Origin of the sequence: Streptomyces sp. NPDC127092, from assembly GCF_042722475.1 — a bacterium.
In the GTDB taxonomy this organism is placed as follows: Bacteria; Actinomycetota; Actinomycetes; order Streptomycetales; family Streptomycetaceae; genus Streptomyces.
Genome location: NZ_JBHXFE010000062.1, coordinates 13,019 through 37,437, shown reverse-complemented (window position 1 = coordinate 37,437; position 24,419 = coordinate 13,019). Strand labels below are relative to the sequence as shown.

Here is a 24,419-nt window from a genome sequence, read left to right as displayed (position 1 = left end):
CGTGGGGGGGGGGGGGGGGGGGGGGGGGGGGGTTGTGTTGCCGTTTGTGGGGAGGGTGTAGGGCAGCGGGGCGGGGGGCCGTGGGGGGCTCCCCTTGTCCCCCTTTTTTTTTTTCCCCCTCCACTCCCCCCGACGCGTTTCCGCTCGGTCCCCGCGGTCGTTCAGTCCCCGCGGTCCGGGTACGGGTCCAGGTCGGTCTCCTCGAAGACCAGCAGGGTGCGGGTCGACAGCACCTCCGGGATGGACTGGAGCCGGGTCAGCACCAGCTCGCGCAGCGTCCGGTTGTCCGGGGTGTGCACCAGCAGCAGGACGTCGAAGTCGCCACTGACCAGGGCTATGTGCGCGGCGCCCGGCAGGGCCTGGAGCTGTTCGCGCACGGTGCGCCACGAGTTCTGGACGATCTTGAGGGTGATGTAGGCCGAGGCGCCGTGCCCCGCCCGCTCGTGGTTGACCCGGGCGCCGAAGCCGCGGATCACGCCGTCGTCGATGAGCCGGTTGATCCGCGCGTACGCGTTGGCGCGGGAGACGTGGACCCGCTCGGCCACCGAGCGGACCGAGGCACGACCGTCGGCCTGGAGCAGCCGCAGGATGTCCCGGTCGACGGCGTCCAGCGGGCGGGCCGGCGGCATCGGGGGGACCATGGCAGGGCCGGTCGGCGCTCCCGCCGACGGGCCCGACGGGCTTCCCCACGGCCCCGCCGGGGCGGGCGCCGTCCCGGCCGCGGGGGCGGCGCCGGGGGGCGCGTTCAGGGGCGCGTCGTCCGTGTGCTCGTCGACGTCGGCCATTTGTTCATCCGCCATGTCCCCCCGCCTCTCTCTCGTGGACGACCTGCATCCATCCCAGGCTGTGGAGAACCGTTTGTCCACAGGCTGGAGGTGCCTGTAGCCAAAATGCCTCCACGACCGAACAATCGGTAGGTGAGGCGCGCCACATTCCGCGCCACCCGCCTTCGGGTCTTATGCCCGCTCCCACGAGGAGGTGGACTCGTTGCAACAGCGCAGTTCGACAGTCCAAGAGCCCCCCGGCGCCGTCGGCGCCTACCGGCCCACCCCGCCCCCGGCCTGGCGGCCGCGCACCGACCCCGCCCCGCTGCTGCCGGACGCCGAGCCGCTGCGCGTGCTCGGCACGGACGCGGTGGCCGACGCGGACCCCGAGCTGCTGCTCCGCCTCTACCGGGAGCTCGTCCGCGGCCGTCGGTACAACGCGCAGGCGACGGCGCTCACCAAGCAGGGACGGCTCGCCGTCTACCCCTCCACGACCGGCCAGGAGGCCTGTGAGGTCGCCGCGGCGCTGGCCCTGGAGGAGCGGGACTGGCTCTTCCCCTCGTACCGCGACACCCTCGCCGCCGTCGCCCGGGGCCTCGACCCCGTCCAGGCCCTCACCCTGCTGCGCGGCGACTGGCACACCGGCTACGACCCGCACGAGCACCGCATAGCGCCGCTCAGCACCCCGCTCGCCACGCAGCTGCCGCACGCGGTGGGCCTCGCCCACGCCGCCCGCCTCAAGGGCGACGACGTGGTCGCGCTCGCCATGGTCGGCGACGGCGGCACCAGCGAGGGCGACTTCCACGAGGCGCTGAACTTCGCCGCCGTCTGGCAGGCCCCCGTGGTCTTCCTCGTGCAGAACAACGGCTTCGCGATCTCCGTGCCGCTCGCCAAGCAGACCGCCGCCCCGTCCCTGGCCCACAAGGCCGTCGGCTACGGGATGCCCGGCCGGCTCGTCGACGGGAACGACGCCGTCGCCGTCCACACCGTGCTCACCGAGGCCGTCACCCGCGCCCGGCGCGGCGGCGGGCCCACCCTCATCGAGGCCGTCACCTACCGGATCGACGCCCACACCAACGCCGACGACGCCACCCGCTACCGCGGCGACAGCGAGGTCGAGACCTGGCGGGCCCACGACCCGATCCTCCTCATGGAGCGCGAGCTCACCGAGCGCGGCCTGCTCGACGAGGACGGCCGCCGCGCGGCGGCCGAGGAGGCCGAGACGATGGCGGCGCGGCTGCGCGAGCGGATGAACGCCGACCCCGTGCTCGACCCCATGGACCTGTTCGCCCACGTCTACGCCGAGAAGACCGCGCAGCTGCGCGAGCAGGCGGCGCAGCTGCGGGCCGAGCTCGACGCCGAGAGCGAGGCGGGATGACCACCCACGCGACTGCCAGGCCGGCCGCGAAGGCGGCGGCCAAGCCCGCCACCATGGCACAGGCGCTGCAGCGGGCCATGCGCGACGCGATGGCCGAGGACCCCACCGTCCACGTCATGGGAGAGGACGTCGGCACGCTCGGCGGTGTCTTCCGGGTGACCGACGGCCTCGCCAAGGAGTTCGGCGAGGACCGCTGCACCGACACGCCGCTGGCCGAGGCGGGCATCCTCGGCACGGCCGTCGGCATGGCGATGTACGGGCTGCGGCCGGTCGTCGAGATGCAGTTCGACGCCTTCGCCTACCCGGCGTTCGAGCAGCTCATCAGCCATGTCTCCCGCATGCGCAACCGCACCCGCGGCACGATGCCGATGCCGATCGTCGTCCGCGTGCCGTACGGCGGCGGAATCGGCGGCGTCGAGCACCACAGCGACTCCTCCGAGGCGTACTACATGGCGACGCCCGGCCTCCACGTGGTCACCCCGGCGACCGTCGAGGACGCCTACGGCCTGCTGCGCGCCGCCATCGCCTCCGACGACCCGGTCGTCTTCCTGGAGCCCAAGCGGCTCTACTGGTCGAAGTCCGACTGGTCGCCCGAGGCGCCCACGGCCGTCGAGCCGATCGGCAAGGCGGTCGTCCGCCGCCGCGGCACCAGCGCCACCCTCATCACCTACGGCCCCTCCCTGCCGGTCTGCATGGAGGCCGCCGAGGCCGCCACGGCCGAGGGCTGGGACCTGGAGGTCGTCGACCTGCGCTCCCTCGTGCCCTTCGACGACGAGACCGTGTGCGCGTCCGTGCGCCGCACCGGCCGGGCCGTCGTGGTGCACGAGTCCGCCGGCTTCGGCGGCCCCGGCGGCGAGATCGCCGCCCGCGTCACCGAGCGCTGCTTCCACCATCTGGAGGCACCGGTGCTGCGCGTCGCGGGCTTCGACATCCCCTACCCGCCGCCGATGCTGGAGCGGCACCACCTGCCGGGCGTCGACCGGGTCCTCGACGCCGTCGCCCGGCTCCAGTGGGAGGCGGGGCGCTGATGGCCCAGGTGCTCGAATTCAAGCTGCCCGACCTCGGCGAGGGTCTCACCGAGGCGGAGATCGTGCGCTGGCTCGTCGACGTCGGCGACGTCGTCGTCATCGACCAGCCCGTCGTCGAGGTCGAGACGGCCAAGGCGATGGTGGAGGTGCCCTGCCCGTACGGAGGCGTGGTCACCGCCCGCTTCGGCGAGGAGGGCACGGAACTCCCCGTCGGCGCGCCGCTGCTGACGGTCGCCGTGGGCGGTGCGCCGGACGGGGGCGCGGCGCCGGCAGCCGAGGCCGCGAAGGCCCCGCGGGCCGCGGCCGCCAAGGACGCCGAGTCCTCGGAGTACTCCGGCAACGTCCTCGTCGGCTACGGCACCGCCGGGCCCGCCGCCCGGCGCCGCCGGGTCCGGCACCAGACGCCCGCGGCCCCCGTGACCGCCGCGCCCGCGGCCCTCGTGGAGCCCGAGGCCCCGGCGGGGCCGGTGCCCGTCATCTCGCCGCTGGTGCGCAAGCTCGCCCGCGACGGCGGACTCGACCTGCGGCAGGTCCGTGGCTCCGGCCCCGACGGCCTGATCCTGCGGGCCGACGTGGAGACGGCCCTCGCCGTCCGCGACCGGGCCGCTACGGTCGCCGCCCCGGCCGTGGCCCCGACGCCGGCGCGCGTCGCGCCGGCCGCCTCCGCCGCCGTGGGTGAGCGCGTCCCGCTGCGCGGAGTGCGCGGTGCCGTCGCCGACAAGCTGTCGCGCAGCCGCACCGAGATCCCCGACGCGACCTGCTGGGTCGACGCCGACGCGACCGAACTCATGGCCGCGCGGGCGGCGATGAACGCGGCGGGCGGCCCGAAGATCTCCGTGCTCGCGCTGCTCGCCCGGATATGCACCCATGCCCTGGCCCGCTTCCCGGAGCTCAACTCCACGGTCGACACGGCCGCGCGGGAGATCGTCCGGCTGCCCGACGTGCACCTCGGGTTCGCGGCCCAGACCGAGCGCGGTCTGGTCGTTCCCGTGGTCCGGGACGCCGGCGGTCGCACCGCCGAGTCGCTGACCGCCGAGTTCGCCCGGCTCACCGAGTCGGCGCGGCAGGGCACGCTGACTCCGGCGGACCTGACCGGCGGCACGTTCACGCTGAACAACTACGGGGTGTTCGGGGTCGACGGCTCCACGCCGATCATCAACCACCCCGAAGCGGCCATGCTCGGCGTCGGCCGGATCGTGCCCAAGCCGTGGGTGCACGCCGGGGAGCTGGCGGTGCGTCAGGTGGTGCAGCTCTCGCTCACCTTCGACCACCGGGTGTGCGACGGCGGGACGGCCGGTGGCTTCCTCCGCTACGTCGCCGACTGCGTCGAGAACCCGGCGGTGCTGCTCCGCACGCTCTGACCGGTTCGCGGCGTACGACTCCGCCGGGAAGGACACCGGCCGGGGCACGGGGCCCCGACGGTGCCCGGCGGCCCTGTCCGGGACCCAACCCCACGCCGGGTCCCGGACGCGTTCCCGGCGCGCCGGGCTGTGCCGGGCCGGTCATCCGGTCGGCCCGGGCGCGGACCATACTGCTGGGATGACGACCGCGTACGACGCCATCGTGCTCGCCGGGGGCGCCGCCAGGCGTCTCGGCGGGGCCGACAAGCCCGGGGTACGGGTCGGGGGACGCCCCCTGCTCGACCGGGTCCTCGCGGCCTGCCGCGACGCCGGCCGCGTCGTGGTCGTCGCCGAGCCCCGCGCGACGGCCCACCCCGTCGAGTGGGCACGTGAGGACCCGCCCGGCGGCGGCCCCGTCGCCGCCCTCGACGCGGGCCTGCGCCGCCTGGCCGAGCCACCGGCCGAAGCCCCGGGCGCGGCGACGCCCGGGCCTGCCGGCCCCCTCACCCACGGCGCGTCGGGTCCTGCCGAGCCTTCTGCCCGCGGCGCCTCGGACGCCGGGCCCGCCGCCTCGGCCGAAGCCTCTGCCGTCCAGGGCACCGGCCCCGCCGCACCCTCCGGCCCTGCCTCGGCTCCGGCCTCGGGCTCTGCCCCGGCCTCCGGCCCAGCCGCGACCTCCGGCCCCGCCCCAGCGCCGGGTTCTGCCCCGGCCTCCGGCCCCGCCGCGCCCTCCCGCCCAACTGAGGCCTCCCGCTCCGCCCTGCCCTTCGTGCTCGTGCTTTCCGCCGATCTGCCGTTCTTCGGGGTGGGGGCCGCTCGGCGGCTCGTGCGGGTGCTGGAAGGGGCGCCGGGCACTGAGGGCGCTGTGATGGTGGACGGGGAAGGCCGGGAGCAGCCGTTGGTGGCGGTGTACCGGGTGGAGGCGTTGCGGCGCGAGCTGGAGCGAGCCGGGCCCGAGCTGGGCGGGCTTCCCCTGCGGAAGGTCGTCGGCGGGCTGCGGGTCGAGCGGGTCGCCGCGGAGGGCTCGGCGTCCTTCGACTGCGACACCTGGGAGGACATCGCCACCGCCCGGGCGCGGATCAGGGAGCATGGGAACGTGCTGGATGAATGGATCACCGCAGTCAAGGACGAACTGGGCATCGACCTGGACGTCGACACGGGCCTGCTGCTCGACCTGGCCCGCGACGCCGCGCACGGCGTCGCACGCCCCGCCGCGCCGCTGACCACCTTCCTCGTCGGGTACGCGGCGGCGAGCGCCGCCGGGGCCGGCGGAGGCCGGGAAGCCGTCGCCGAGGCCACCCGCAAGGCCGCCGCGCTCGCCCAGCGCTGGGCCGCGGAGCAGGACGAGGCCGGATGACCATGAAGGAGCGGGTGCCCGACGACGGCGTGGACGACATCGGCGCGCACGACAGGGGCGTGGAGGACGCCGGCGGGGACGACGACGGCGTGGAGGACGCCCTCGCCCTCGTCGGACGCCGCCGAACCGATTCCTCACCCGGTTCCTCACCCGGCGGGCCGGCCCCCACACCTGCCCCCGCGCCCGGCTCCGTACCGCGTCCCGAGCCGCACCGGGCCACGGACTGGCCCGAGGCCCGGGCCGTGGCCGCGAGGGCCGGGGCGCGGGCGGCGGCGGCACGGCCGCCCGCGCGGGTGCCGCTCGGGCAGGCACTCGGCCGCATCCTGGCCGAGCCGCTGCACGCGCTCACCGACCTGCCCTCCTTCGACACCTCCGCCATGGACGGCTGGGCCGTCGCCGGCCCCGGCCCCTGGCGGACCGACCCCGAGGGCGCCGTCCTCGCCGGGCACGCCGGCGCCACCGAACTCGCCGACGGCGACGCCGTACGGATCGCCACCGGCGCCCGGGTACCGGCCGGGGCCACCGCCGTCGTCCGCAGCGAGCACGCCCGTACCGACCCGGCCGGGCAGCTGCACGCCCTGCGCGTGGTCACGCACGGCCAGGACATCCGGCCACGGGGCCAGGAGTGCCGCTCCGGCGACCGGCTGCTGCCCGCCGGGAGCGCCGTGAGCCCCGCCGTCCTCGGGCTCGCCGCCGCGGCGGGCTACGACGAGCTGACCGTGCACCCCCGCCCCCGCGTCGAGGTCCTGGTCCTCGGCGACGAGCTGCTCACCGCCGGGCTCCCCCACGAGGGCCTGATCCGCGACGCCCTCGGGCCCATGCTCGCCCCCTGGCTGCGGGCGCTCGGCGCCGACGTGCTCGGCACCCGCCGGATCGGCGACGACGCCGAGGAGCTGTACGCGGCCGTCACCGGCTCCGAGGCCGAGCTCGTGGTCACCACCGGCGGCACCGCGGCCGGTCCCGTCGACCACGTGCATCCGGTGCTCGCCAAGGCCGGTGCCGTCCTGCTGGTCGACGGCGTGAAGGTCCGGCCCGGCCACCCCATGCTGCTCGCCGAGCTCCCGGGCCCGGGCGGCGCCCGCCGTCCCGCCCGGCACCTCGTGGGCCTGCCCGGCAACCCGCTCGCCGCCGTCTCCGGACTGCTGACGCTCGCCGAGCCGCTGCTCCGCGCCCTCGCCGGACGCGCCACCCTGCAGGCGGCTCCAGGCCCGTCCTCGGCCCCCGCCTCCTCCTCGGCCCCCGCTTCCTCTTCGGCCCCCGCCCGGTCCACGGCCCCGGCCTCGTTCCCCTCCGCGGGCTCTTCCACGACCCCCGGCCCGTACCGCGTGGAGGTTCGTGAGGAGATCCAGGGGCATCCGTACGACACCCGGCTCGTGCCCGTCGTGCGGCGCGACGGCGAGGCCGTGCCGCTGCGCTACCACGGGCCCGCCATGCTCCGGGGCATCGCCGCCGCCGACGGCATGGCCGTGGTCCCGCCCGGCGGTGCCGCCGCCGGGCAGCTGCTGGAGGTCCTGGACCTCCCCTGGCCGGCCGGTGCCGGACCCGACGCGGACGAAGGGGCGTGTTTCACGTGAAACTTCCCAGCCGGGACGCGATGGCGCGTCAGGCCGACGAGCGGGTGTCGGGCCCCCGCGTGCGGCTGCCGCGCCGGGTGGTCGAGAGACCGCTCCGGCAGGTGGGCAAACGGCTCCTCATGGCGCTGGGAGTCCTCGTCATCACCGTCCTCATCGTCTACGCCGACCGCGAGGGCTACCACGACAACGCCGACGAGACGGTCGACTTCCTCGACTGCGTCTACTACGCGACCGTCACCCTCTCCACCACGGGCTACGGCGACATCGTCCCGTACGGCGACTCGGCGCGGCTCGCGAACATCCTGCTGGTCACGCCGCTGCGCGTGCTGTTTCTGATCATCCTGGTCGGCACGACTCTCGAGGTCCTCACGGAACGGACCCGGGAGGAGTTCCGGCTGAACCGCTGGAGGGCCACCTTGCGTGAGCACACCGTCGTCGTCGGATTCGGCACCAAGGGGCGCTCGGCGATCCAGACGCTGTGCGCGACCGGGCTGCGCAAGGACCACATCGTCATCGTCGACCCGTCGAGCAAGGTGATCGAGGCGGCCAACGCGGACGGTTTCGTCGGCGTCCTCGGCGACGCGACCCGCAGCGACGTCCTGCTCCGCGCCGAGGTGCAGAGGGCCCGTCAGATCGTCGTCGCCACCCAGCGCGACGACACCGCGGTGCTCGTCACCCTCACGGCCCGTCAGCTCAACCGGGGCGCCAAGATCGTCGCCGCCGTCCGCGAGGAGGAGAACGCGCCGCTGCTGCGCCAGTCCGGTGCCGACGCCGTGATCACCAGCGCCAGTGCCGCCGGCCGGCTGCTCGGTCTCTCGGTTCTCAGCCCCAGCGCCGGCACGGTGATGGAGGACCTCATCCAGCAGGGCACCGGCCTCGACCTCGTCGAACGCCCGGTGACCAAGGCCGAGGCCGGGCGCAGCGTGCGGGAGACCGACGACCTGGTGGTGAGCGTGCTGCGCGGACACCGTCTGCTGGGTTACGACGACCCCGCCGCCAGCCCGCTCCAGCTGACCGACCGCGTGATCACCATCGTGCGCGCCGCGGCGGTCACCCCGCTCACCACTCCCGCGGAGGACTGAGTCGCGAGGCCACGGCGGTCAGGGGCACGGCCGGACCGGGACCCGGCCGCCTCCGGGAGTAGCCTCGCCGGCATGCATGCGATCACGATTCCGGAACCCGGCGGGCCCGAGGCGCTGGTCTGGGCCGAGGTGCCCGATCCCGTCCCCGCCGAGGGCGAAGTGCTCGTCGAGGTGGTGGCGAGCGCCGTCAACCGTGCCGATCTGCTCCAGCGCCAGGGCTTCTACGACCCGCCGCCGGGCAGCTCGCCGTACCCCGGTCTCGAGTGCGCGGGCCGGATCGTCGCGCTCGGCCCCGGGGTCTCCGGCTGGTCCGTCGGCGACGAGGTGTGCGCGCTGCTCGTCGGCGGCGGATACGCCGAGAAAGTCGCCGTGCCCATGGGGCAGTTGCTGCCGAAGCCGGAGGGCATGGACCTGGTGACGGCCGCCGCGCTGCCCGAGGTGGCCTGCACGGTCTGGTCGAACGTCTTCATGCTCGCCCATCTGCGGCCGGGCGAGACGCTCCTGGTGCACGGCGGGGCGAGCGGCATCGGCACCATGGCGATCCAGCTCGCCAAGGCGGTCGGCGCGCGCGTCGCGGTCACCGCGGGCAGCCCCGAGAAGCTGGCCCGCTGCGCCGAGTTGGGCGCGGACATCCTCATCGACTACCGCGAGCAGGACTTCGTCGAGGAGCTGCGCAAGGCGACCGACGGGGCCGGCGCGGACGTCATCCTCGACATCGTCGGCGCCAAGTACCTGGAGCGGAACGTCAAGGCCCTCGCCGTCAGCGGCCGGCTGGTCGTCATCGGCCTCCAGGGCGGCGTCAAGGGCGAGCTCAACCTTGCCGCGCTGATGGCCAAGCGCGCCGCCGTCCTCGCGACGACACTGCGTTCGCGCCCGCCGGCCGAGAAGGCGGCGGTGGTCGCCGCCGTCCGCGAGCACGTGTGGCCGCTGATCGCCGCGGGCACCGTCACCCCGGTCGTGGACCGCACCCTCCCGATGACGGACGCCGCGGAGGCCCATCGGGCCGTCGAGGCGAGCAGCCACGTCGGCAAGGTGCTCCTGCTGGCGCCGTAACCAGCTCGGTCACCTGCGCCGTAACCAGCTCCGTAACCAGGGCAGTCACCAGCTCCGTACCCGGCGCCATATCCCAGGCCGTTCCCGGACAGCCCGTCCCCCGACGTACGAGGGGCCCGGCGCACCGTCGTTCACGGTGTTCCGGGCCCCGGGCGTCTCGCGGAAGGCGAGGTCGCCGGCTGCCTACAGGTACGGCCCCGAGCCGACCGCGCGGCCGCGCTGCGGCCCGTGGTCGTCGTCATCGTCGTGCGACGCGCCGGGCGGCAGCGCGCGGCGCATCTGCTCCAACTGGGCCCGGGCCGCCATCTGCTGGGCGAACAGCGCCGTCTGGATGCCGTGGAAGAGGCCTTCGAGCCAGCCCACCAACTGGGCCTGCGCGATGCGCAGTTCCGCCTCGGAGGGAATGGCCTCGTCGGTGAACGGCAGGGACAGCCGCTCGAGTTCCTCCACCAGCTCCGGGGCCAGCCCGTCCTCCAGCTCCTTCACCGAGCTGGCGTGGATCTCCTTGAGCCGAACACGGCTGGCCTCGTCGAGAGGCGCCGCCCTGACCTCTTCAAGCAGCTGCTTGATCATGCTGCCGATGCGCATGACCTTCGCAGGCTGTTCGACCATTTCCGTCACCGGGACCTCGCGGGATTCGTCGTCACCCGTGCCGCCGAGCGCCATCCCGTCCTGGCCCACGATGAGGACCTGGGGGCTCTCCGGCGACCTTTCATTCCTCGGCATCTCCATGCCGCCATTCTCTCGCACGTATGCCTCACCACACGGTGTGCCCCCGGAGGACGGTGATCCACCCTCCTCCGGGGGCACGAGCCGGCAACGGCCGGTCGGTCCCGCGGACGCTCAGTGCGCGGCGCGGCGGGCCAGCGCCCCGCGGGAGCGGGTCACCAGGGCCGCCAGCAGGGCGGCGCCGAGCGGTACGGCCACCAGCAGGGCGGCGAGCGTCTCCCACGGGACGACGATCGGCACGACCGGGGGCCGCAGGTCGCCCCAGCCCTCGTCCAAGGCCCGCTGGTAGAAGCCCATCTTCTCGCGCTCCTCGGTGAGCCTGAGCCCGATGGCGGGCAGGACGCCCGCGGCGGAGCCGAGGACCACGCCCATCGCCGCGACGACTCCGCACTGGAAGCCGCTGAGGGTACGGCGCACCCGGGGCGGGGCGCCGACGGCGGACAGGGTCTTCAGGTCGGCCTCGGCGTCGGCCTGGGCGAGCCCGGTGGCGATGCCGGCGGCGCCGATGGTGACCAGGCCGGCGAAGACGGTCAGCGCGAGCAGCACGATGCTGTTCTTGCTGACGTAGCCCTCCTCCAGCGTCAGGTCGACGCTGGAGCCCAGCTTGGCGATCTCGGCGTCGAGCTTCTGCCGCTGCTCGGTGCTCGGCAGGCGGTCGGTGGTGAAGTACGCGCCCATGGGCACCGTGGTCAGTCCCGCGGCCTTGGCGGCGGCGGGGCTGAGGATGCTCTGCACGCCGTACGAGAGCGGCGAGCCGGGCACGAGGTAGGCGGGGAAGGCCTTGATCTCGCCGGGCAGCGGCTTGTTCTCCTGGGCGGCCTTGTCGTAGGCCTCCTGGTCGGTGATCAGCCGGATGCCGACGGTGCCGTTCCGGTCGATCTGCGGCTTGGAGAAGCTGACGAGCTTCCCCTCGGCGAGGGCCTTGGCGGCGCCCGGGTCGGTGATGCCGAGGACCTTCAGGACGGCGGCGTCGGCGACGAGCATGTTGCCCTCGACGTAGACGCCCTCGCCCTTCATCGCCTGGCAGCGCCAGTCCTCCTGCTGGAGCTTGCGGCGCTGCTCCTTGGTGAACCGCTGCGAGGGGTCGGAGCCGTCCTCCGTGGCGGACCACAGGGGGCACTCGTTCGCCTTGGGGACGACGATCTCGAAGCGGCCGCAGCCCTTGCCGCCGCCGTAGGTGTCGCAGCCCTGCCTGCCCACGGAGATCCGGGACACGTCGGCGCGCACGTCGACGGGGAAGGTGCGCTGCACGGCCTCGCGGACGGCGGGGGCGTCGCGGCCGCCCTCCTCGGTGACGATGGCGGCGACGGCGCCGTACGGCAGCCTCGGCTGGTACTCCTGCCGGTCCCCGGCGTCGGCGCTCGCGGCGTACGTGGAGACGGCGACGGTGCCCGCGACGGCGGCCAGGACGGCGGCGACGGCGGGCGCCGTACGGCCCCGGTTGCGCACCGCGTCGCGCAGGGCGAGGCGCGGCGAGAGCGGCAGCCAGCGGCCACCCCGCCCGAACAGGCCGACCAGCGCCGGGGTCAGGGCGACCACGCCCAGCTCGGCGATGGCGGAGCCGCCGGCCACGATGACGAACTGGTCGGTGACGACCGAGCCGTAGAGGGCGATCGCGGCGCCGATGCCGACGGCGACGAGGCCGACGACCGGCAGCACGCGGCTGGAGCGGCGCACACCGCGGCGGCCGGTGAGCGAGGCGAGCACGGTGGTCCGCGAGGCGGTGACGGCCGGGACGATCGCGGAGAGCAGACCGGTCAGGACGGCGATCGCGGCGATGCCGAGGAGCTCCAGCGGCCGCACGGTGAAGCCGCCGAACCGCTGGCCCATGTACTCCTCGAGGAGCGGCCGGAGCGCGAAGGTGAGGACCAGCGCGAGGACCGTGCCGACGACGGCCGCGGCGACACCGATGACGAGACCGCCGCTGAGCACGATGGCGCGGATGTGGCTGCGGGCGCCGCCGTTGGCGCCGACCAGGCCGAGCTGGCGGCGGGAGCGGCGGGCGCCGACCGCGAACGCGGGACCGGCGAGCAGGGTGATCTCCAGCATCGCGAGGCCCACCACGGTGCCGACCGCGGCGAGCGCGGCGGCGTCGGCGGCCGTGCTGGTCTCGTAGGAGCCCCAGCCGTCCTTCTGGAACAGCGGGACCTCGGAGTCGGCGGGCGGGTCGAGGACCACGGCGCGCGAGACGACGACGACACCCTTGGTGTTGATCTGCTGCACGGTGTTCCACGTGAAACCACCGGACTTCCGCACCAGGTACACGGTGTCGGTGTCGGGCTTCGGGATGCCGGACTTCTCGACGGCGCTGCCGTACGGCGCGAGGAACGCGCCCGGCAGGGCGTTGACCTGCTCGACCTTGAGGTCGCTGGGCAGCTCGTACGCGCCGGTGATCCGGTACTCGCGGTCGAAGCCGCGGGCGGTGAGCGTGGAACCGACCGAGAGGCCGCTGTTCTTCAGGAAGGCGGTGGTCGCGGCGACCTCGTCGCTCTTCTCCGGGAAGCGGCCGTCGATGAGCCGCATGATGCCGCGGGCGACCGGGTCGGCGGCCTTCAGCTCACGGACCTCGGTCTGCAGCAGACCGTGGGTGGTGGTCAGTTTGGCGGTGCCGCGGCTGTCGGTGAGGACCGTGGCACCGGCCGGTATGGCCTTGGTGACGTCCGTCGGCCCGCTCGGCCAGGGCTTGTTGGCGCCGTCGTAGTCCTCGACGGGCGTGCTCTGCTCACCCTTGGGGTCCTGGAGCAGCGGGACGCCCTCGACGTGGCCGTCGGAGAAGCGGGCGTCGGCGGCGCCCATGGACCGCTCCAGCTGCTGCTCGGCGGTGAGTTCGGAACTGCGGAACGTCAGGTCGAAGGCGCTCACGCCGAGGATCGGCAGGGCGATCATGGCGAGGACGAGGAAACTGCGGCCCTTGGAGCGCCAGGCGTCACGGCGGGCGATGCGGACCGCGGCCCGCCAGGAGTGGAACCAGGTCGTCACCGCTGCGCCGCCCGGCCGGTCAGGAGCGAGTCGGCCTCGCTGCGTACGGTCTGGTCGACGACGGCGCCGTCCCGCAGGAACACGACGCGGTCGGCCCAGGCGGCGAACCGCGGTTCGTGGGTGACCAGCACGCCGGCGGCGCCGGCGTCGCAGCGGGAGCGCAGCAGGGCGAGCACGGACTCGCCGGTCTCGGAGTCGAGGGCGCCGGTCGGCTCGTCGGCGAGGACCAGCCGACGGTCGCCGACCAGCGCGCGGGCGATGGCCACGCGCTGCTGCTGACCGCCGGACATCTCGTCGGGGAAGCGCTCGGCGAGGTGTCCGAGGTCCATCTCGGCGAGGGCGGCGAGGGCCTCGGCGCGGGCCTTGCGGGCGGAGACGCCGTCCAGTTCGCGGGGCAGGGCCACGTTCTCGGCCGCGGTGAGCGCCGGGATGAGGTTGTAGTCCTGGAAGACGTACCCGATGCTGCGGCGGCGCAGCGCGGCGAGCTGCTTGGGGCTCGCGGCGGTGATGTCCGTGTCCTCCACGATCACCCGGCCGGAGGTGGGGCTGTCGAGGCCGCCGGCGATGGTGAGCAGGGTCGACTTGCCGGAGCCCGACGGGCCCATGACGGCGACGAGTTCACCGGGGTGGACGTCGAGGTCGATGCCGCGCAGGGCGTGGACCTCGGTGGCGCCCGAGCCGTGGACGCGGGTCAGGTTCTGCAGGCGCAGCACGGGCTGCTGCTGTGCGGTGGTCATGGAATCCCCCTCGGGCGTACGCGGGCGAACGGCCGTGTGCGGAACGGCCGCTGACGGCGCCGGACGTACGGTCTGGACCTGGGTCTGGGTCTTGGTGTCGATCTGGGTGTGGATCTGGGTCTGGGTCTGGGTGTGGATCTGGGTGTGGGTCTGGGTCTGGGTCTGAAGGTGTGTCTGGGGCTGGATGTGGGTCCGGGTCCGGTCCGGATCCGCTGGGGATCCGGGCGGGTGTCCGGTCAGGACGAGCGCGTGGTGCTGCCGGCGCGCGAGGTGACCGGTGGGGTGCTCCCCGTCGGCGACGCGGTGCGCCCCGTCGGCGCCGGAGCGGCAGCCCGGGAGGCGGCGGCCGCCGCCGAGAGGCGGATCAGCCGGGCCTCGCAGTGGTCGAGCCAGCGCGCCTCCGCCTCGGTCTGGAAGATCAGCTGCTCGAGCACGAGCAGCCATGCGACGTCGTCGCGCTCCTGTGCCCCGGGGTCCGCGACCGCCTTCTCGACGGCGGTGATCGCCTGGGCCTTGAGCCGGGTGTAGTCCTGCATGGCCTTCACCGTGTGGCGGCGCTGCGACTGGATGACGTCACGGATGTCGACGCCGGACGCGCCGACGGCCATGGCGAGCTTGATGGCCAGCTCGTCACGGGCGGGGCTGGTGCGGTCGACGGGGTTCTCGAACCAGCTGAGCAGCTCGGCGCGACCGCTCTCGGTGATCGCGTACAGCGCGTGGCCGGCCTCGTCCTCGCCGTCCTGGACGACCATCCCGTCCCGTTCGAGGCGGTTGAGGGTCGTGTAGACCTGGCCCACGTTGAGCGGCCAGGTGGCACCGGTGCGGGACTCGAACTCGGTACGGAGCTGCGAGCCGTAGCGCGGGCCGCGTTCGAGGAGGGCGAGAAGCCCGTGACGGATCGACATACCGAGTATGTATACCGAGTAAGTCGGCGGTCACAAGCACCTTCCGACGGACCTCGGGGGTCCGTCCCAAGGCGGACCCGGGTGCTCCCGGACGGCTCAGCGGCGTCGCATCCGCACCCCGAGGAAGCCGATGCCGAGCCCCATCAGCGCGAGCCCCACGCCCAGCGTCAGCACGGGAACGCGCCGGTCGGAGAGGTCCGTGGCGGCTTCCGCGCCGGTCCGCGGCGCCGCGGCGGGGACGCCCTCGTGCGTGGAGTCCGCAGCCGGGGCGTCCGTCCCCGGGACGACGCCGACGGCCTCGCCGGCCTCGGCCTCCGGCTCCTCTTCTGTTGCCGTTTTGGTACGAGCGGGGTCGGCCGGGCCCGTCGAGGGCGAGGTCGGCGACCCGGACGAGTGGGGTGAACCGGGTGACTCGGACGGGGCGGACGGGGCTGCGGGCCGCCCGGGCCGCTGCCGCCCCTCGCCCGCCGGGCGCCCCGCGAAGGACGCCGGGTCGCGGGGCACGGCCGGCTCGGAGGGCTCGGGCGGCGACACGGAGCCGGAGGGCACGGCGGAGCCGCTCGGCGCGGGTGCGGGGGAGACGGTGGCGGAGGGGCGGGCGGAACCGCTCGCCGAGGGCCGCGGGCGCGGGTCGGCCGTGGCGGCGGGCGGCGCCGGCCGCGCGGGCGCGTCGGACACCGCGGGTCCGGCGTGCTTCGAGGGTGCCGAGGGTGGCGAGGGGGCGGGAGCGGAGGCGCTGCGTGTGGCGACAGGCGGCGCCTCCGCCGCGTACGCGGCCGGTGCGGGGAGCGCCGCGGCCGTCATGGCGCAGGTCAGGCCCGTCACCAGCCGGCAGGCGAGGCCGGGCGCGTGCGCCCGCGCACGAGGACGTGGTTCTGGAGTCACCGGGTGACCCCCTCCCGTACCGAGCCGCCGAGTCGTTCAACTCAGCGTCACATGACGGGAGAAAACCGGCATTCCGGGCGGGTCCGCCCGTGGCGGAACCCCGCCCCACCTGCGGCGGGCCGCCCCGAGCCGGGCCTGCCCGGGACCTGCCCCGAGCCGGGCCCGCCCGGAACGGCGGCCGGCGTGTCGGCTACTGCTGCGGCGGGTTGCCCGTGGACACCTGGAAGTTGAACTCGGCGTCTTCCTCGCCGATGTCCTGGCCGGCGGGCGGGTACTGGGTGATCACCGTGCCCTGGCCGTACGTCGCCTCGTCGACCGACGACTCCGTCTTGACCTTCCAGCCGGCGGCCTGGAGGCAGTCCTTCACGGACTTGATGTTCTTGTACGTGAAGTCCGGGACCTCGAACTTGGCCGGGTCGCTGGACGACTCGCGCGGATCCGTGCACTTCTTCGGGTCGATGGTCTTCGAGTAGTCAGGACCCTTGTGACCAGGGGCGTTGCTGGCGCTCTGGCTGGGGTCGGCCCCGCCGCCGCCGGCGTTGTTCTCCGAGTCGCGGTTCATCAGCGAGATGCCCGTGATCGCACCGGCGACCAGGACGAGGGCGATCGCGCCGATGGCGATCTTGTTCCGGCTCCCGCTGCCGCCGCCGGCCGTACCCACGTGCGACTGCACGGTGTACGGGCCGGGCGCGGGCGTCGGGGCGGGCGCCGGCGTCTGGTAGGCCGGGGCCGGGGTCGGGGCCTGCTGCGGGTAGCCGTACGAGGGCGCGGGGGCCGGCGTCGGCGGCCCGTACGGCCCGGGCTGCGGGGTGTGCGGCATCGGCTGGTACGGCGTCTGCACGCCGTGCGTGTTCGGCGGCGGGGTCTGGCCGACCGGCGGGAAGACCGCCGAACCGACGCCCGAGCCGCTGTTGACCGGGCCGCCCGCGACGATCATCGGAGCGCCGGTCTGGCCGGCGGAGAGCACCCGCAGGCACTCGTCGCGCATCGCGGCGGCGCTCGGGAAACGCTCGTTCGGGTTCTTCTTCAGCGCGCGGGCGACCAGCGCGTCCATCGCCGGCGTCACCGAGCGGTTCACCGAGGAGGGCGCGACCGGCTCCTCCTGAACGTGCGCGTAGGCGATGGCGAGCGGCGAGTCCGCGTCGAACGGCAGCCGGCCCGTGAGCAGCTGGAACAGCATGATGCCGACCGAGTACAGGTCGGAGCGGGCGTCGACGCCGCGGCCCAGGGCCTGCTCGGGGGAGAGGTACTGCGGCGTGCCGACGACCATGCCGGTCTGGGTCATCGAGGTGACGCCGGACTGCATGGCGCGGGCGATGCCGAAGTCCATGACCTTGACCACGCCGCGCTTGGTCATCATCACGTTGCCCGGCTTGATGTCCCGGTGGACCAGGCCCATCTCGTGGCTGGTCTCCAGGGCGGCGAGCACGTCGGCGGTGACCTTCAGCGCCTTGTCGGCCGGCATCGCGCCGTACTGCTGCACGTCCGCGGCGAGCACCGAGCCGAGCGGCTGGCCCTCCACGTACTCCATGACGATGTACGGCATGACGGAGCCGTCGAGGTCGTCCTCGCCCGTGTCGAAGACCGAGACGATGTTGGTGTGCGACAGCTTCGCGACGGCCTGCGCCTCGCGGCGGAAGCGTTCGCGGAAGGACTGTTCGCGGCCGAGCTCGGTGTGCAGCGTCTTGATGGCGACCTGGCGGTCCAGCGCGCTGTCGTACGCAAGGTAGACGGACGCCATGCCGCCCTCGCCGAGCAGGTCGCGCAGCTGGTACCGGCCGCCCGCTACCGAACCGCCCGCATAGCGGCCCTGTGCGCCGTCCTGGCTCATCTCGTGCTTCCCCCATACGCGCGCGTGGCGGCGCTGATCCGGAATATTCCCGGCCAAGTCTGCCCGAGGGCAGTGACACGTCAAGCGGCGCACCCGTTCGGTGCCCGATCCGTGACCCTCTGCACAGCGGATGTCCCGGAAGCGTGACAGGAATGCCACGGAATTTGCACAGGTGTACGTGCACGGAGTTCCCTGCCGGTCCATCGCGGACCGTGATGTCGTACGGAGCCTGTAGCGTGACGACCGGACACGGCACGAGAGACGACGGCGAGGACTGATGGCACCCGAATCCGAAGCTGGTGGCGGTGTGCCGGACGCGTCCGCCGAGTCCTGGGGCATCGGCGGAGTCGTCGGCGACGGACGCTACCGGCTGACGCACCGTCTGGGCCGCGGCGGCATGGCCGAGGTGTTCGCGGCCGAGGACGTGCGCCTCGGGCGCACCGTCGCCGTGAAGCTGCTGCGCCCCGACCTGGCGGAGGACCCGGTCTCCAAGGCCCGCTTCACGCGCGAGGCGCAGTCCGTCGCGGGCCTCAACCACCACGCGATCGTGGCGGTCTACGACTCGGGCGAGGACGTGGTCGGCGGCCGGTCGGTGCCGTACATCGTGATGGAGCTGGTCGAGGGCCGCACCATCCGCGACCTGCTGATCAGCGCCGAGGCACCGGGCCCCGAGCAGGCCCTCATCATCGTCTCCGGCGTCCTGGAGGCGCTCGCCTACTCGCACCAGCACGGCATCGTGCACCGCGACATCAAGCCGGCGAACGTCATCATCACGCACACCGGCGCCGTCAAGGTCATGGACTTCGGCATCGCGCGCGCCCTGCACGGCGCGCAGTCGACCATGACGCAGACCGGCATGGTCATGGGCACGCCGCAGTACCTCTCCCCCGAACAGGCGCTCGGCAAGGCCGTCGATCACCGCTCGGACCTGTACGCGACGGGCTGCCTGCTGTACGAGCTGCTGGCCCTGAGGCCGCCCTTCACCGGCGAGACACCGTTGTCGGTGGTCTACCAGCACGTCCAGGACGCCCCGGTCCCGCCGTCCGAGGTCGCGCACGGCGCGCCGCCGGAGCTGGACGGCCTCGTGATGCGTTCGCTCGCGAAGGACCCGGACGACCGGTTCCAGAGCGCCGAGGAGATGCGGGGGCTCGTCCAGTACGGGCTGCAGATGCTCCAGGAGCAGGGCGGCCACACCGGCGTGTGGAACACCGGCCCGGTGGAGGTGCACGACGGCCTGCACACGCCGGTCGGCGGCGTCGCCGCGACGACGGCCATGGGCCACCCGATGCACCACGACACCGCGCAGGGCCCGATCCTGCCGCCGATGAACCCGGACGACGGCGGATACGGCTACGACGGCGGTCACGGCGGCTACGGCCAGGACGGCTACGGCCCGCACGGCGGCAACGGCAAGAACGGCAAGGGCGGGCGCGGAAAAGCGCTGCTCTTCGTCGCGCTCGCGCTGATCGCGATCATCGCGGGCGTCGCGTACGCCATCGACAAGGCCGGCGACAAGAGCGGCGGCGACACGAAGCCGCCGGCGGTCACCGACTCGCCCTCCACGAAGGAGCAGTCGCCGACCCCGTCCGAGCAGCCGTCGACCCAGAGCCAGTCACCGGACTCGTCGAGCGGCGGCAACGGCGGCTCGTGGACGCCGCCGACCTACCGGCCGACCTACCGGCCGACGACCCCGCCGCCCACGAACGAGCCGTCGACCGATCCGACGGACACGACGGACGGCGGTACGGGGACGAGCGAGGGCACGACCGAGGGCGGCACGGAGGGCACGAGCCAGGGCTCCAGCGAGGGCACGTCCACCGGCACCTCGACGGGCACGTCCAGTGGCACCTCGACCGGCACCTCCTCCGGCTCGGGCACCTCGACGGGCACCTCCTCCGGCACGTCCACCGGCACCTCGACGGGCACGTCGACGGGCACGACGACCGGCAGCTCCACCGGGACCACCGGCTGACGTTCAGTCCGTGAACGCGTCGCGCACCGCCTCGTACTCACGGGTCCACCACACGGCCAGGGCCGACACCGCGGGGAACTGCGGGTCGGCCCTGCGGTCGTGCCGCTGGTAGCGCCAGCGCAGGGTCCAGAAGTCGTTGAGCCGCTCCCACCACACCCGGTCGACGGCCGCGGCCAGCTCGGCGCCGTCGGCGCCGGCCGCGCGCCGGTAGGCCCGCGCGTACGCCCGCACCTTGTCGAGGGCCAGCTCGCCCGCCGGACGTACGAAGAAGATGGCGGCGGCCCGTACGGCCTCCTCGGCGCGCGGGCGGACCCCGAGCCGGTCCCAGTCGACGATCGCGGCGGGCTCGGCGCCCCGGTAGAGCAGGTTGAAGGGGTGGAAGTCGCCGTGCACCCAGCCGGTCGGGGCGGCCGCCGGCGGGCGGCGGTGGGCGTGCGCGGCGAGCAGCACCCGGCGTTCCCGCAGCCGGTGCTCGGCGAGCTCGTCGAAGCCGTCGCGCGGGCGGCGGGCGCGGACCAGCCGGAGCAGCTCGTCGATCAGCCGGAAGGTGTCCTCGGGGCGGGCGCTCTCGTGGCCGGTGTCGGGGCCGCCGCCCGGCGGTGGTGACTCCATGACCCGGGCCAGGCAGGTGTGGACGTGCCCGAGGAGGGTGCCGAGCCGGCGGGAGCCGGCGGTGGTGAGCTGGGCGCCGTCGCGGTGCCGGCCGTCGATCCAGGGGTGCAGCGCGTAGCAGTGGCCGCCGATGACGGCGACGGTGCGGCCGGTGGCGTCGGGCAGCGGCGGGGCGACGGGCAGTCCGAGGGCGTGCAGCCGCTGCGTGGCCCGGTGCTGGCGGACGATGGTGTCCCGGTCGGCGGTGCGGGCGTCCAGGTGCTGCTTGAGGAAGTAGGCGCCGCGGGTGGTGGCGAGCCGGTAGCCACGGTTGAGCAGCCCCTGGGCCACGGGTTGGCAGGAGAGCGGCTCGCCCGCGTCCGTGTAGCGGCGCAGCAGGGCGCCGACCGGTGGAACCAGGGGAGGTGCAGATGAGCGCGGCACTCCGCAGATGTTAGATCACGCTACGTGGTGGAGATGTCGCTCCAAGGAGTGCACGTCCGGGGCCCGTTCGGGCTGCTCGGACTGTCCAGGCCGTCCGGGCTGCTCGGCTTGGTCGGACGAGTAGTCGAGGGTGTGCACGGTGACGAACTGGGGCTCGATGCGCATGTAGACCGGCTCGAAGGCCTCGCCGTCCACCGAGCGGGGGGCCTGGCCGAAGGCCGCCAGCTGTTCCTCGGTCGGCTCGACGATCGCCGCGGTGCCGGTGAACTGGACGGACCACAGGTTCTCGGCCCCGGAGGTGAGGTTGTCCGCCCCGTACGCGACGACGCTGCCGTTGCAGGCCCGGTGGTAGCCGAGGCCGCGGTGCATGCGGATCAGGACGTCGCCGTCCGCCACGATGTGGCGGGCCGGGGCGACGAACGGCATCGCCCGCATGCTCGTGGCCAGCCGCCCGTACGACACACGGTTCAGCAGCTCGATGGCGCGTTTCTCCTCGGTGGACATGGCTTCCACTCTCCGCCACCGGCACCGTGTCGGGAAAGGGGCCCCGGCCCCAGTTCACGGGGACGTAGGTCCCGAATGCGGGCCGGACGGGTACGCGCGCCGTCAGTGGCGCTCGGCCTGCATCCTCGCCACGTACGCGGCGGCCTGGGAACGCCGCTCCATGTTCAGCTTCGACAGCAGGCTGGAGACGTAGTTCTTGATGGTCTTCTCCGCGAGGTGGAGGCGCTCGCCGATGGCCCGGTTGGTCAGGCCCTCGCCGATCAGATCGAGGATCCTGCGCTCCTGCTCGGTGAGACTGGCGAGCCGGTCGTCGCCCTTGGGGCTGTTCCCGTCCCGCAGCCGCTCCAGCACCCGGGCGGTGGCCACCGGGTCGAGCAGCGACTTGCCGGCCGCGACGTCCCGGACGGCGTTCAGGAGCTCGTTGCCGCGGATCGCCTTGAGGACGTAACCCGAGGCGCCGGCCATGATCGCGTCGAAGAGGGCCTCGTCGTCCGCGTACGAGGTGAGCATCAGGCACTTGACCGAGTCGTCCTGCGAGCGGACCTCGCGGCACACCTCCACGCCGCTGCCGTCGGGCAGCCGGACGTCGAGCACGGCCACGTCGGGACGGGTCGCGGGGATCCTGACCAGGGCGTCCGCGGCCGTACCGGCCTCGCCGACCACCTCGATGTCGTCCTCCACGGACAGCAACTCGTGGACGCCGCGCCGCACGACTTCGTGGTCGTCCAGCAGAAATACCCGGATTTTTCCTTCTTCGCGCACGCAGTCAGTCTCACATATTGGCTCTTCCCGCGCCCGGGGTGGCCGGGATAACGTGCCGGGTGTTCCGACGAGGACGTCGGGCCGCTGTCCCATGCGCTGACCAGCGGCGAATACCCGTTTTCTCGATTTACTTGGAAATCCAAGCAAAATCGCAGGTCAAGTGGGGTTTCGCAGGAATGCCGCACTGTGGGTAACGTGCCTATGACGACGCTTGCCGGATCACCTGTCACGCCGACCCCGGCCGCGTCGCACCCACCCCGTGCGAAGGGTACGGAGAAGGCGGAGCCGCACTGGCCTCAGGCGAACCCGGAGGCTGGACCGACGGAGGAGCACGCACGTGACCGTGGAGAGCACTGCCGCGCGCAAGACGACGCGACGCAGCAGCGGCGCCAAGCGCACCACCAGCGCCGCGAGCGCGAAGAAGGCACCGGCCGCGCAGAGCGCCGAGCCCGAGCTCGTTCAGCTGCTGACGCCCGAGGGTGAGCGCGTCCACCACCCCGAGTACGACATCGACCTGAGCGCCGAGGAGCTGCGCGGTCTGTACCGCGACATGGTCCTGACCCGCCGCTTCGACTCCGAGGCCACCGCCCTGCAGCGGCAGGGCGAGCTGGGCCTGTGGGCCTCGCTGCTCGGCCAGGAGGCCGCCCAGATCGGCTCCGGCCGCGCCCTTCGGGACGACGACTACGTCTTCCCGACCTACCGCGAGCACGGCGTCGCCTGGTGCCGCGGGGTCGACCCCACCAACCTGCTCGGCATGTTCCGCGGGGTGAACAACGGCGGCTGGGACCCCAGCAGCAACAACTTCCACCTGTACACGATCGTCCTCGGCTCGCAGACCCTGCACGCCACCGGCTACGCCATGGGCGTCGCCAAGGACGGCGCGGACTCGGCCGTGCTCGCGTACTTCGGCGACGGCGCCTCCAGCCAGGGCGACGTCAACGAGTCGTTCGTCTTCTCCGCGGTCTACAACGCCCCGGTCGTGTTCTTCTGCCAGAACAACCAGTGGGCCATCTCCGAGCCCATCGAGAAGCAGACCCGCGTCCCGCTCTACCAGCGCGCCCGCGGCTTCGGCTTCCCCGGCGTCCGCGTCGACGGCAACGACGTCCTGGCCTGTCTCGCCGTGACCCGCTCCGCCCTGGAGCGCGCCCGCCGCGGCGAGGGTCCGACCCTCATCGAGGCGTTCACCTACCGCATGGCCGCGCACACCACCTCCGACGACCCGACCCGCTACCGCCGCGACGCGGAGCGCGAGGCGTGGGAGGCCAAGGACCCGATCCAGCGCCTGCGGACCTACATGGAGAACGCGGGCCTCGCCGACGCGGCCTTCTTCGAGGAGCTGGAGGCGGAGAGCGAGGCGCTCGGCAAGCACGTGCGTGAGGTCGTCCGCGCCATGCCCGTCCCGGACCACATGGCGATCTTCGACCACACGTACGCCGACGGGCACGCGCTCGTCGACGAGGAGCGCGCGCAGTTCGCCGCGTACCAGGCGTCCTTCGAGGGCGGAGAGGGCGAGTAATCATGGCAGTTCAGAAGCTTCCCCTCGCGAAGGCGCTCAACGAGTCGCTGCGCAAGGCGCTGGAGACCGACCCCAAGGTCGTCATCATGGGCCTGGACGTCGGCAAGCTCGGCGGTGTCTTCCGGATCACCGACGGTCTGCAGAAGGACTTCGGCGAGGACCGGGTCGTCGACACCCCGCTGGCCGAGTCCGGCATCGTCGGCACCGCGATCGGCCTCGCGCTGCGCGGCTACCGGCCGGTCGTGGAGATCCAGTTCGACGGCTTCGTCTTCCCGGCGTACGACCAGATCGTCACCCAGCTGGCGAAGATGCGGGCCCGTTCGCTCGGCACGGTGAAGATGCCGGTCGTCATCCGCATCCCGTACGGCGGCGGCATCGGCGCGGTCGAGCACCACTCCGAGTCCCCCGAGTCGCTCTTCGCGCACGTGGCCGGCCTCAAGGTCGTCACCCCGGCGAACTCCTCCGACGCGTACTGGATGCTCCAGCAGGCCATCCAGAGCGACGACCCGGTCATCTTCTTCGAGCCCAAGCGCCGCTACTGGGACAAGGGCGAGGTCGACACCGAGGCCATCCCCGGCGAGCTGCACAAGGCCCGGGTCGCCCGCGAGGGCACCGACCTGACGCTCGTCGCGTACGGCCCGATGGTGAAGACCTGCCTGGAGGCGGCCGCGGCCGCCGCCGACGAGGGCAAGTCGATCGAGGTCGTGGACCTGCGGTCGATCTCGCCGCTCGACTTCGACACCATCCAGGCCTCGGTGGAGAAGACCCGCCGCCTGGTCGTGGTGCACGAGGCGCCGGTGTTCTTCGGCTCCGGCGCGGAGATCGCCGCCCGGATCACCGAGCGCTGCTTCTACCACCTCGAGGCCCCCGTCCTGCGGGTCGGCGGTTACCACGCGCCGTACCCGCCGGCGCGCCTGGAGGAGGAGTACCTGCCGGGCCTGGACCGCGTGCTCGACGCCGTCGACCGCTCGCTGGCGTACTGAGGAGA

20 protein-coding genes are annotated in these 24,419 nt (G+C 73.6%); 10 read left to right on the top strand and 10 right to left on the bottom strand.

Features of this window, described 5'->3' with window-relative positions; all coding sequences use genetic code 11:
- Positions 1–161: 161 nt before the first annotated feature.
- The gene (locus tag ACFWJO_RS34680) at positions 162–800 is read right to left on the bottom strand and encodes an Lrp/AsnC family transcriptional regulator (protein WP_384411417.1); all 639 of its coding nucleotides are present in this window, start codon (positions 798–800) and stop codon (positions 162–164) included.
- A gap of 178 nt (positions 801–978) precedes the next feature.
- Here ACFWJO_RS34680 and pdhA (ACFWJO_RS34675) point away from each other — a divergent pair, with 178 nt between their 5' ends.
- The 7 genes from pdhA (ACFWJO_RS34675) (at position 979) to ACFWJO_RS34645 (ending at position 9,576) form a co-directional block, all read left to right on the top strand.
- Positions 979–2,142 carry a pyruvate dehydrogenase (acetyl-transferring) E1 component subunit alpha gene (pdhA, locus tag ACFWJO_RS34675; RefSeq protein WP_386871758.1) on the top strand — a complete coding sequence of 388 codons (1,164 nt, stop codon included), beginning with the start codon at positions 979–981 and terminating at the stop codon, positions 2,140–2,142.
- On the top strand, positions 2,139–3,170 hold the full coding sequence (locus tag ACFWJO_RS34670; protein WP_386871756.1) for an alpha-ketoacid dehydrogenase subunit beta: 1,032 nt from the start codon (positions 2,139–2,141) through the stop codon (positions 3,168–3,170). Before pdhA (ACFWJO_RS34675) ends, ACFWJO_RS34670 begins: the two co-directional genes overlap by 4 nt.
- The gene (locus ACFWJO_RS34665; RefSeq protein WP_386871754.1) at positions 3,170–4,531 is read left to right on the top strand and encodes a dihydrolipoamide acetyltransferase family protein; all 1,362 of its coding nucleotides are present in this window, start codon (positions 3,170–3,172) and stop codon (positions 4,529–4,531) included. The genes ACFWJO_RS34670 and ACFWJO_RS34665 overlap by 1 nt, the downstream gene beginning before the upstream one ends.
- Before the next feature lie 178 nt (positions 4,532–4,709).
- Positions 4,710–5,867 (top strand): DUF6457 domain-containing protein, encoded by a 1,158-nt coding sequence (locus tag ACFWJO_RS34660; RefSeq protein ID WP_386871752.1) that lies wholly within the window; start codon positions 4,710–4,712, stop codon positions 5,865–5,867.
- Complete coding sequence (locus tag ACFWJO_RS34655; protein WP_386871750.1) at positions 5,864–7,441, top strand: molybdopterin molybdotransferase MoeA; 1,578 nt, start codon at positions 5,864–5,866, stop codon at positions 7,439–7,441. The genes ACFWJO_RS34660 and ACFWJO_RS34655 overlap by 4 nt, the downstream gene beginning before the upstream one ends.
- Entirely contained in the window at positions 7,438–8,523 is a 1,086-nt protein-coding gene (locus ACFWJO_RS34650; protein ID WP_386871748.1) for a potassium channel family protein, read from the top strand. The genes ACFWJO_RS34655 and ACFWJO_RS34650 overlap by 4 nt, the downstream gene beginning before the upstream one ends.
- A gap of 72 nt (positions 8,524–8,595) precedes the next feature.
- Positions 8,596–9,576 carry an NAD(P)H-quinone oxidoreductase gene (locus ACFWJO_RS34645; RefSeq protein WP_386871746.1) on the top strand — a complete coding sequence of 327 codons (981 nt, stop codon included), beginning with the start codon at positions 8,596–8,598 and terminating at the stop codon, positions 9,574–9,576.
- 183 nt (positions 9,577–9,759) lie between these two features.
- Here ACFWJO_RS34645 and ACFWJO_RS34640 read toward each other — a convergent pair whose 3' ends face one another.
- The 6 genes from ACFWJO_RS34640 to ACFWJO_RS34615 form a co-directional block, all read right to left on the bottom strand.
- Positions 9,760–10,308, bottom strand: coding sequence for a bacterial proteasome activator family protein (locus tag ACFWJO_RS34640; RefSeq protein WP_384411429.1), 549 nt, complete (start codon positions 10,306–10,308; stop codon positions 9,760–9,762).
- A 111-nt stretch (positions 10,309–10,419) separates the two neighbouring features.
- The gene (locus ACFWJO_RS34635) at positions 10,420–13,284 is read right to left on the bottom strand and encodes an ABC transporter permease (RefSeq protein WP_386871744.1); all 2,865 of its coding nucleotides are present in this window, start codon (positions 13,282–13,284) and stop codon (positions 10,420–10,422) included.
- A complete protein-coding gene (locus tag ACFWJO_RS34630) occupies positions 13,281–14,021 on the bottom strand; it encodes an ABC transporter ATP-binding protein (RefSeq protein WP_386871742.1) in 741 nt (246 codons plus the stop codon). Before ACFWJO_RS34630 ends, ACFWJO_RS34635 begins: the two co-directional genes overlap by 4 nt.
- A 236-nt stretch (positions 14,022–14,257) precedes the next feature.
- Positions 14,258–14,926: a PadR family transcriptional regulator gene (locus tag ACFWJO_RS34625; RefSeq protein WP_386871741.1), complete on the bottom strand. Its 669-nt coding sequence runs from the start codon at positions 14,924–14,926 to the stop codon at positions 14,258–14,260.
- 96 nt (positions 14,927–15,022) lie between these two features.
- On the bottom strand, positions 15,023–15,811 hold the full coding sequence (locus ACFWJO_RS34620) for a hypothetical protein (RefSeq protein WP_386871740.1): 789 nt from the start codon (positions 15,809–15,811) through the stop codon (positions 15,023–15,025).
- Between the two features lie 190 nt (positions 15,812–16,001).
- Positions 16,002–17,642, bottom strand: a complete 1,641-nt coding sequence (locus ACFWJO_RS34615; protein WP_386871738.1) for a protein kinase — start codon at positions 17,640–17,642, stop codon at positions 16,002–16,004.
- A gap of 277 nt (positions 17,643–17,919) precedes the next feature.
- On the opposite strand from ACFWJO_RS34615, the gene ACFWJO_RS34610 reads away from it, so the two are divergent.
- A complete protein-coding gene (locus tag ACFWJO_RS34610) occupies positions 17,920–19,614 on the top strand; it encodes a protein kinase (protein ID WP_386871737.1) in 1,695 nt (564 codons plus the stop codon).
- Between the two features lie 3 nt (positions 19,615–19,617).
- Here the strand turns inward: ACFWJO_RS34610 and ACFWJO_RS34605 are convergent, their stop codons facing one another.
- From ACFWJO_RS34605 to ACFWJO_RS34595, 3 genes are all read right to left on the bottom strand, one after another.
- Positions 19,618–20,649 carry a phosphotransferase gene (locus ACFWJO_RS34605; RefSeq protein WP_386871735.1) on the bottom strand — a complete coding sequence of 344 codons (1,032 nt, stop codon included), beginning with the start codon at positions 20,647–20,649 and terminating at the stop codon, positions 19,618–19,620.
- A gap of 15 nt (positions 20,650–20,664) precedes the next feature.
- Positions 20,665–21,153, bottom strand: a complete 489-nt coding sequence (locus ACFWJO_RS34600; RefSeq protein WP_386871733.1) for a pyridoxamine 5'-phosphate oxidase family protein — start codon at positions 21,151–21,153, stop codon at positions 20,665–20,667.
- A gap of 102 nt (positions 21,154–21,255) precedes the next feature.
- Entirely contained in the window at positions 21,256–21,915 is a 660-nt protein-coding gene (locus tag ACFWJO_RS34595; protein WP_386871731.1) for a response regulator, read from the bottom strand.
- Between the two features lie 337 nt (positions 21,916–22,252).
- Here ACFWJO_RS34595 and pdhA (ACFWJO_RS34590) point away from each other — a divergent pair, with 337 nt between their 5' ends.
- Entirely contained in the window at positions 22,253–23,431 is a 1,179-nt protein-coding gene (gene pdhA / locus ACFWJO_RS34590) for a pyruvate dehydrogenase (acetyl-transferring) E1 component subunit alpha (RefSeq protein ID WP_386871729.1), read from the top strand.
- A gap of 2 nt (positions 23,432–23,433) precedes the next feature.
- Positions 23,434–24,414, top strand: a complete 981-nt coding sequence (locus ACFWJO_RS34585; protein ID WP_384411448.1) for an alpha-ketoacid dehydrogenase subunit beta — start codon at positions 23,434–23,436, stop codon at positions 24,412–24,414.
- Positions 24,415–24,419: the final 5 nt, after the last annotated feature.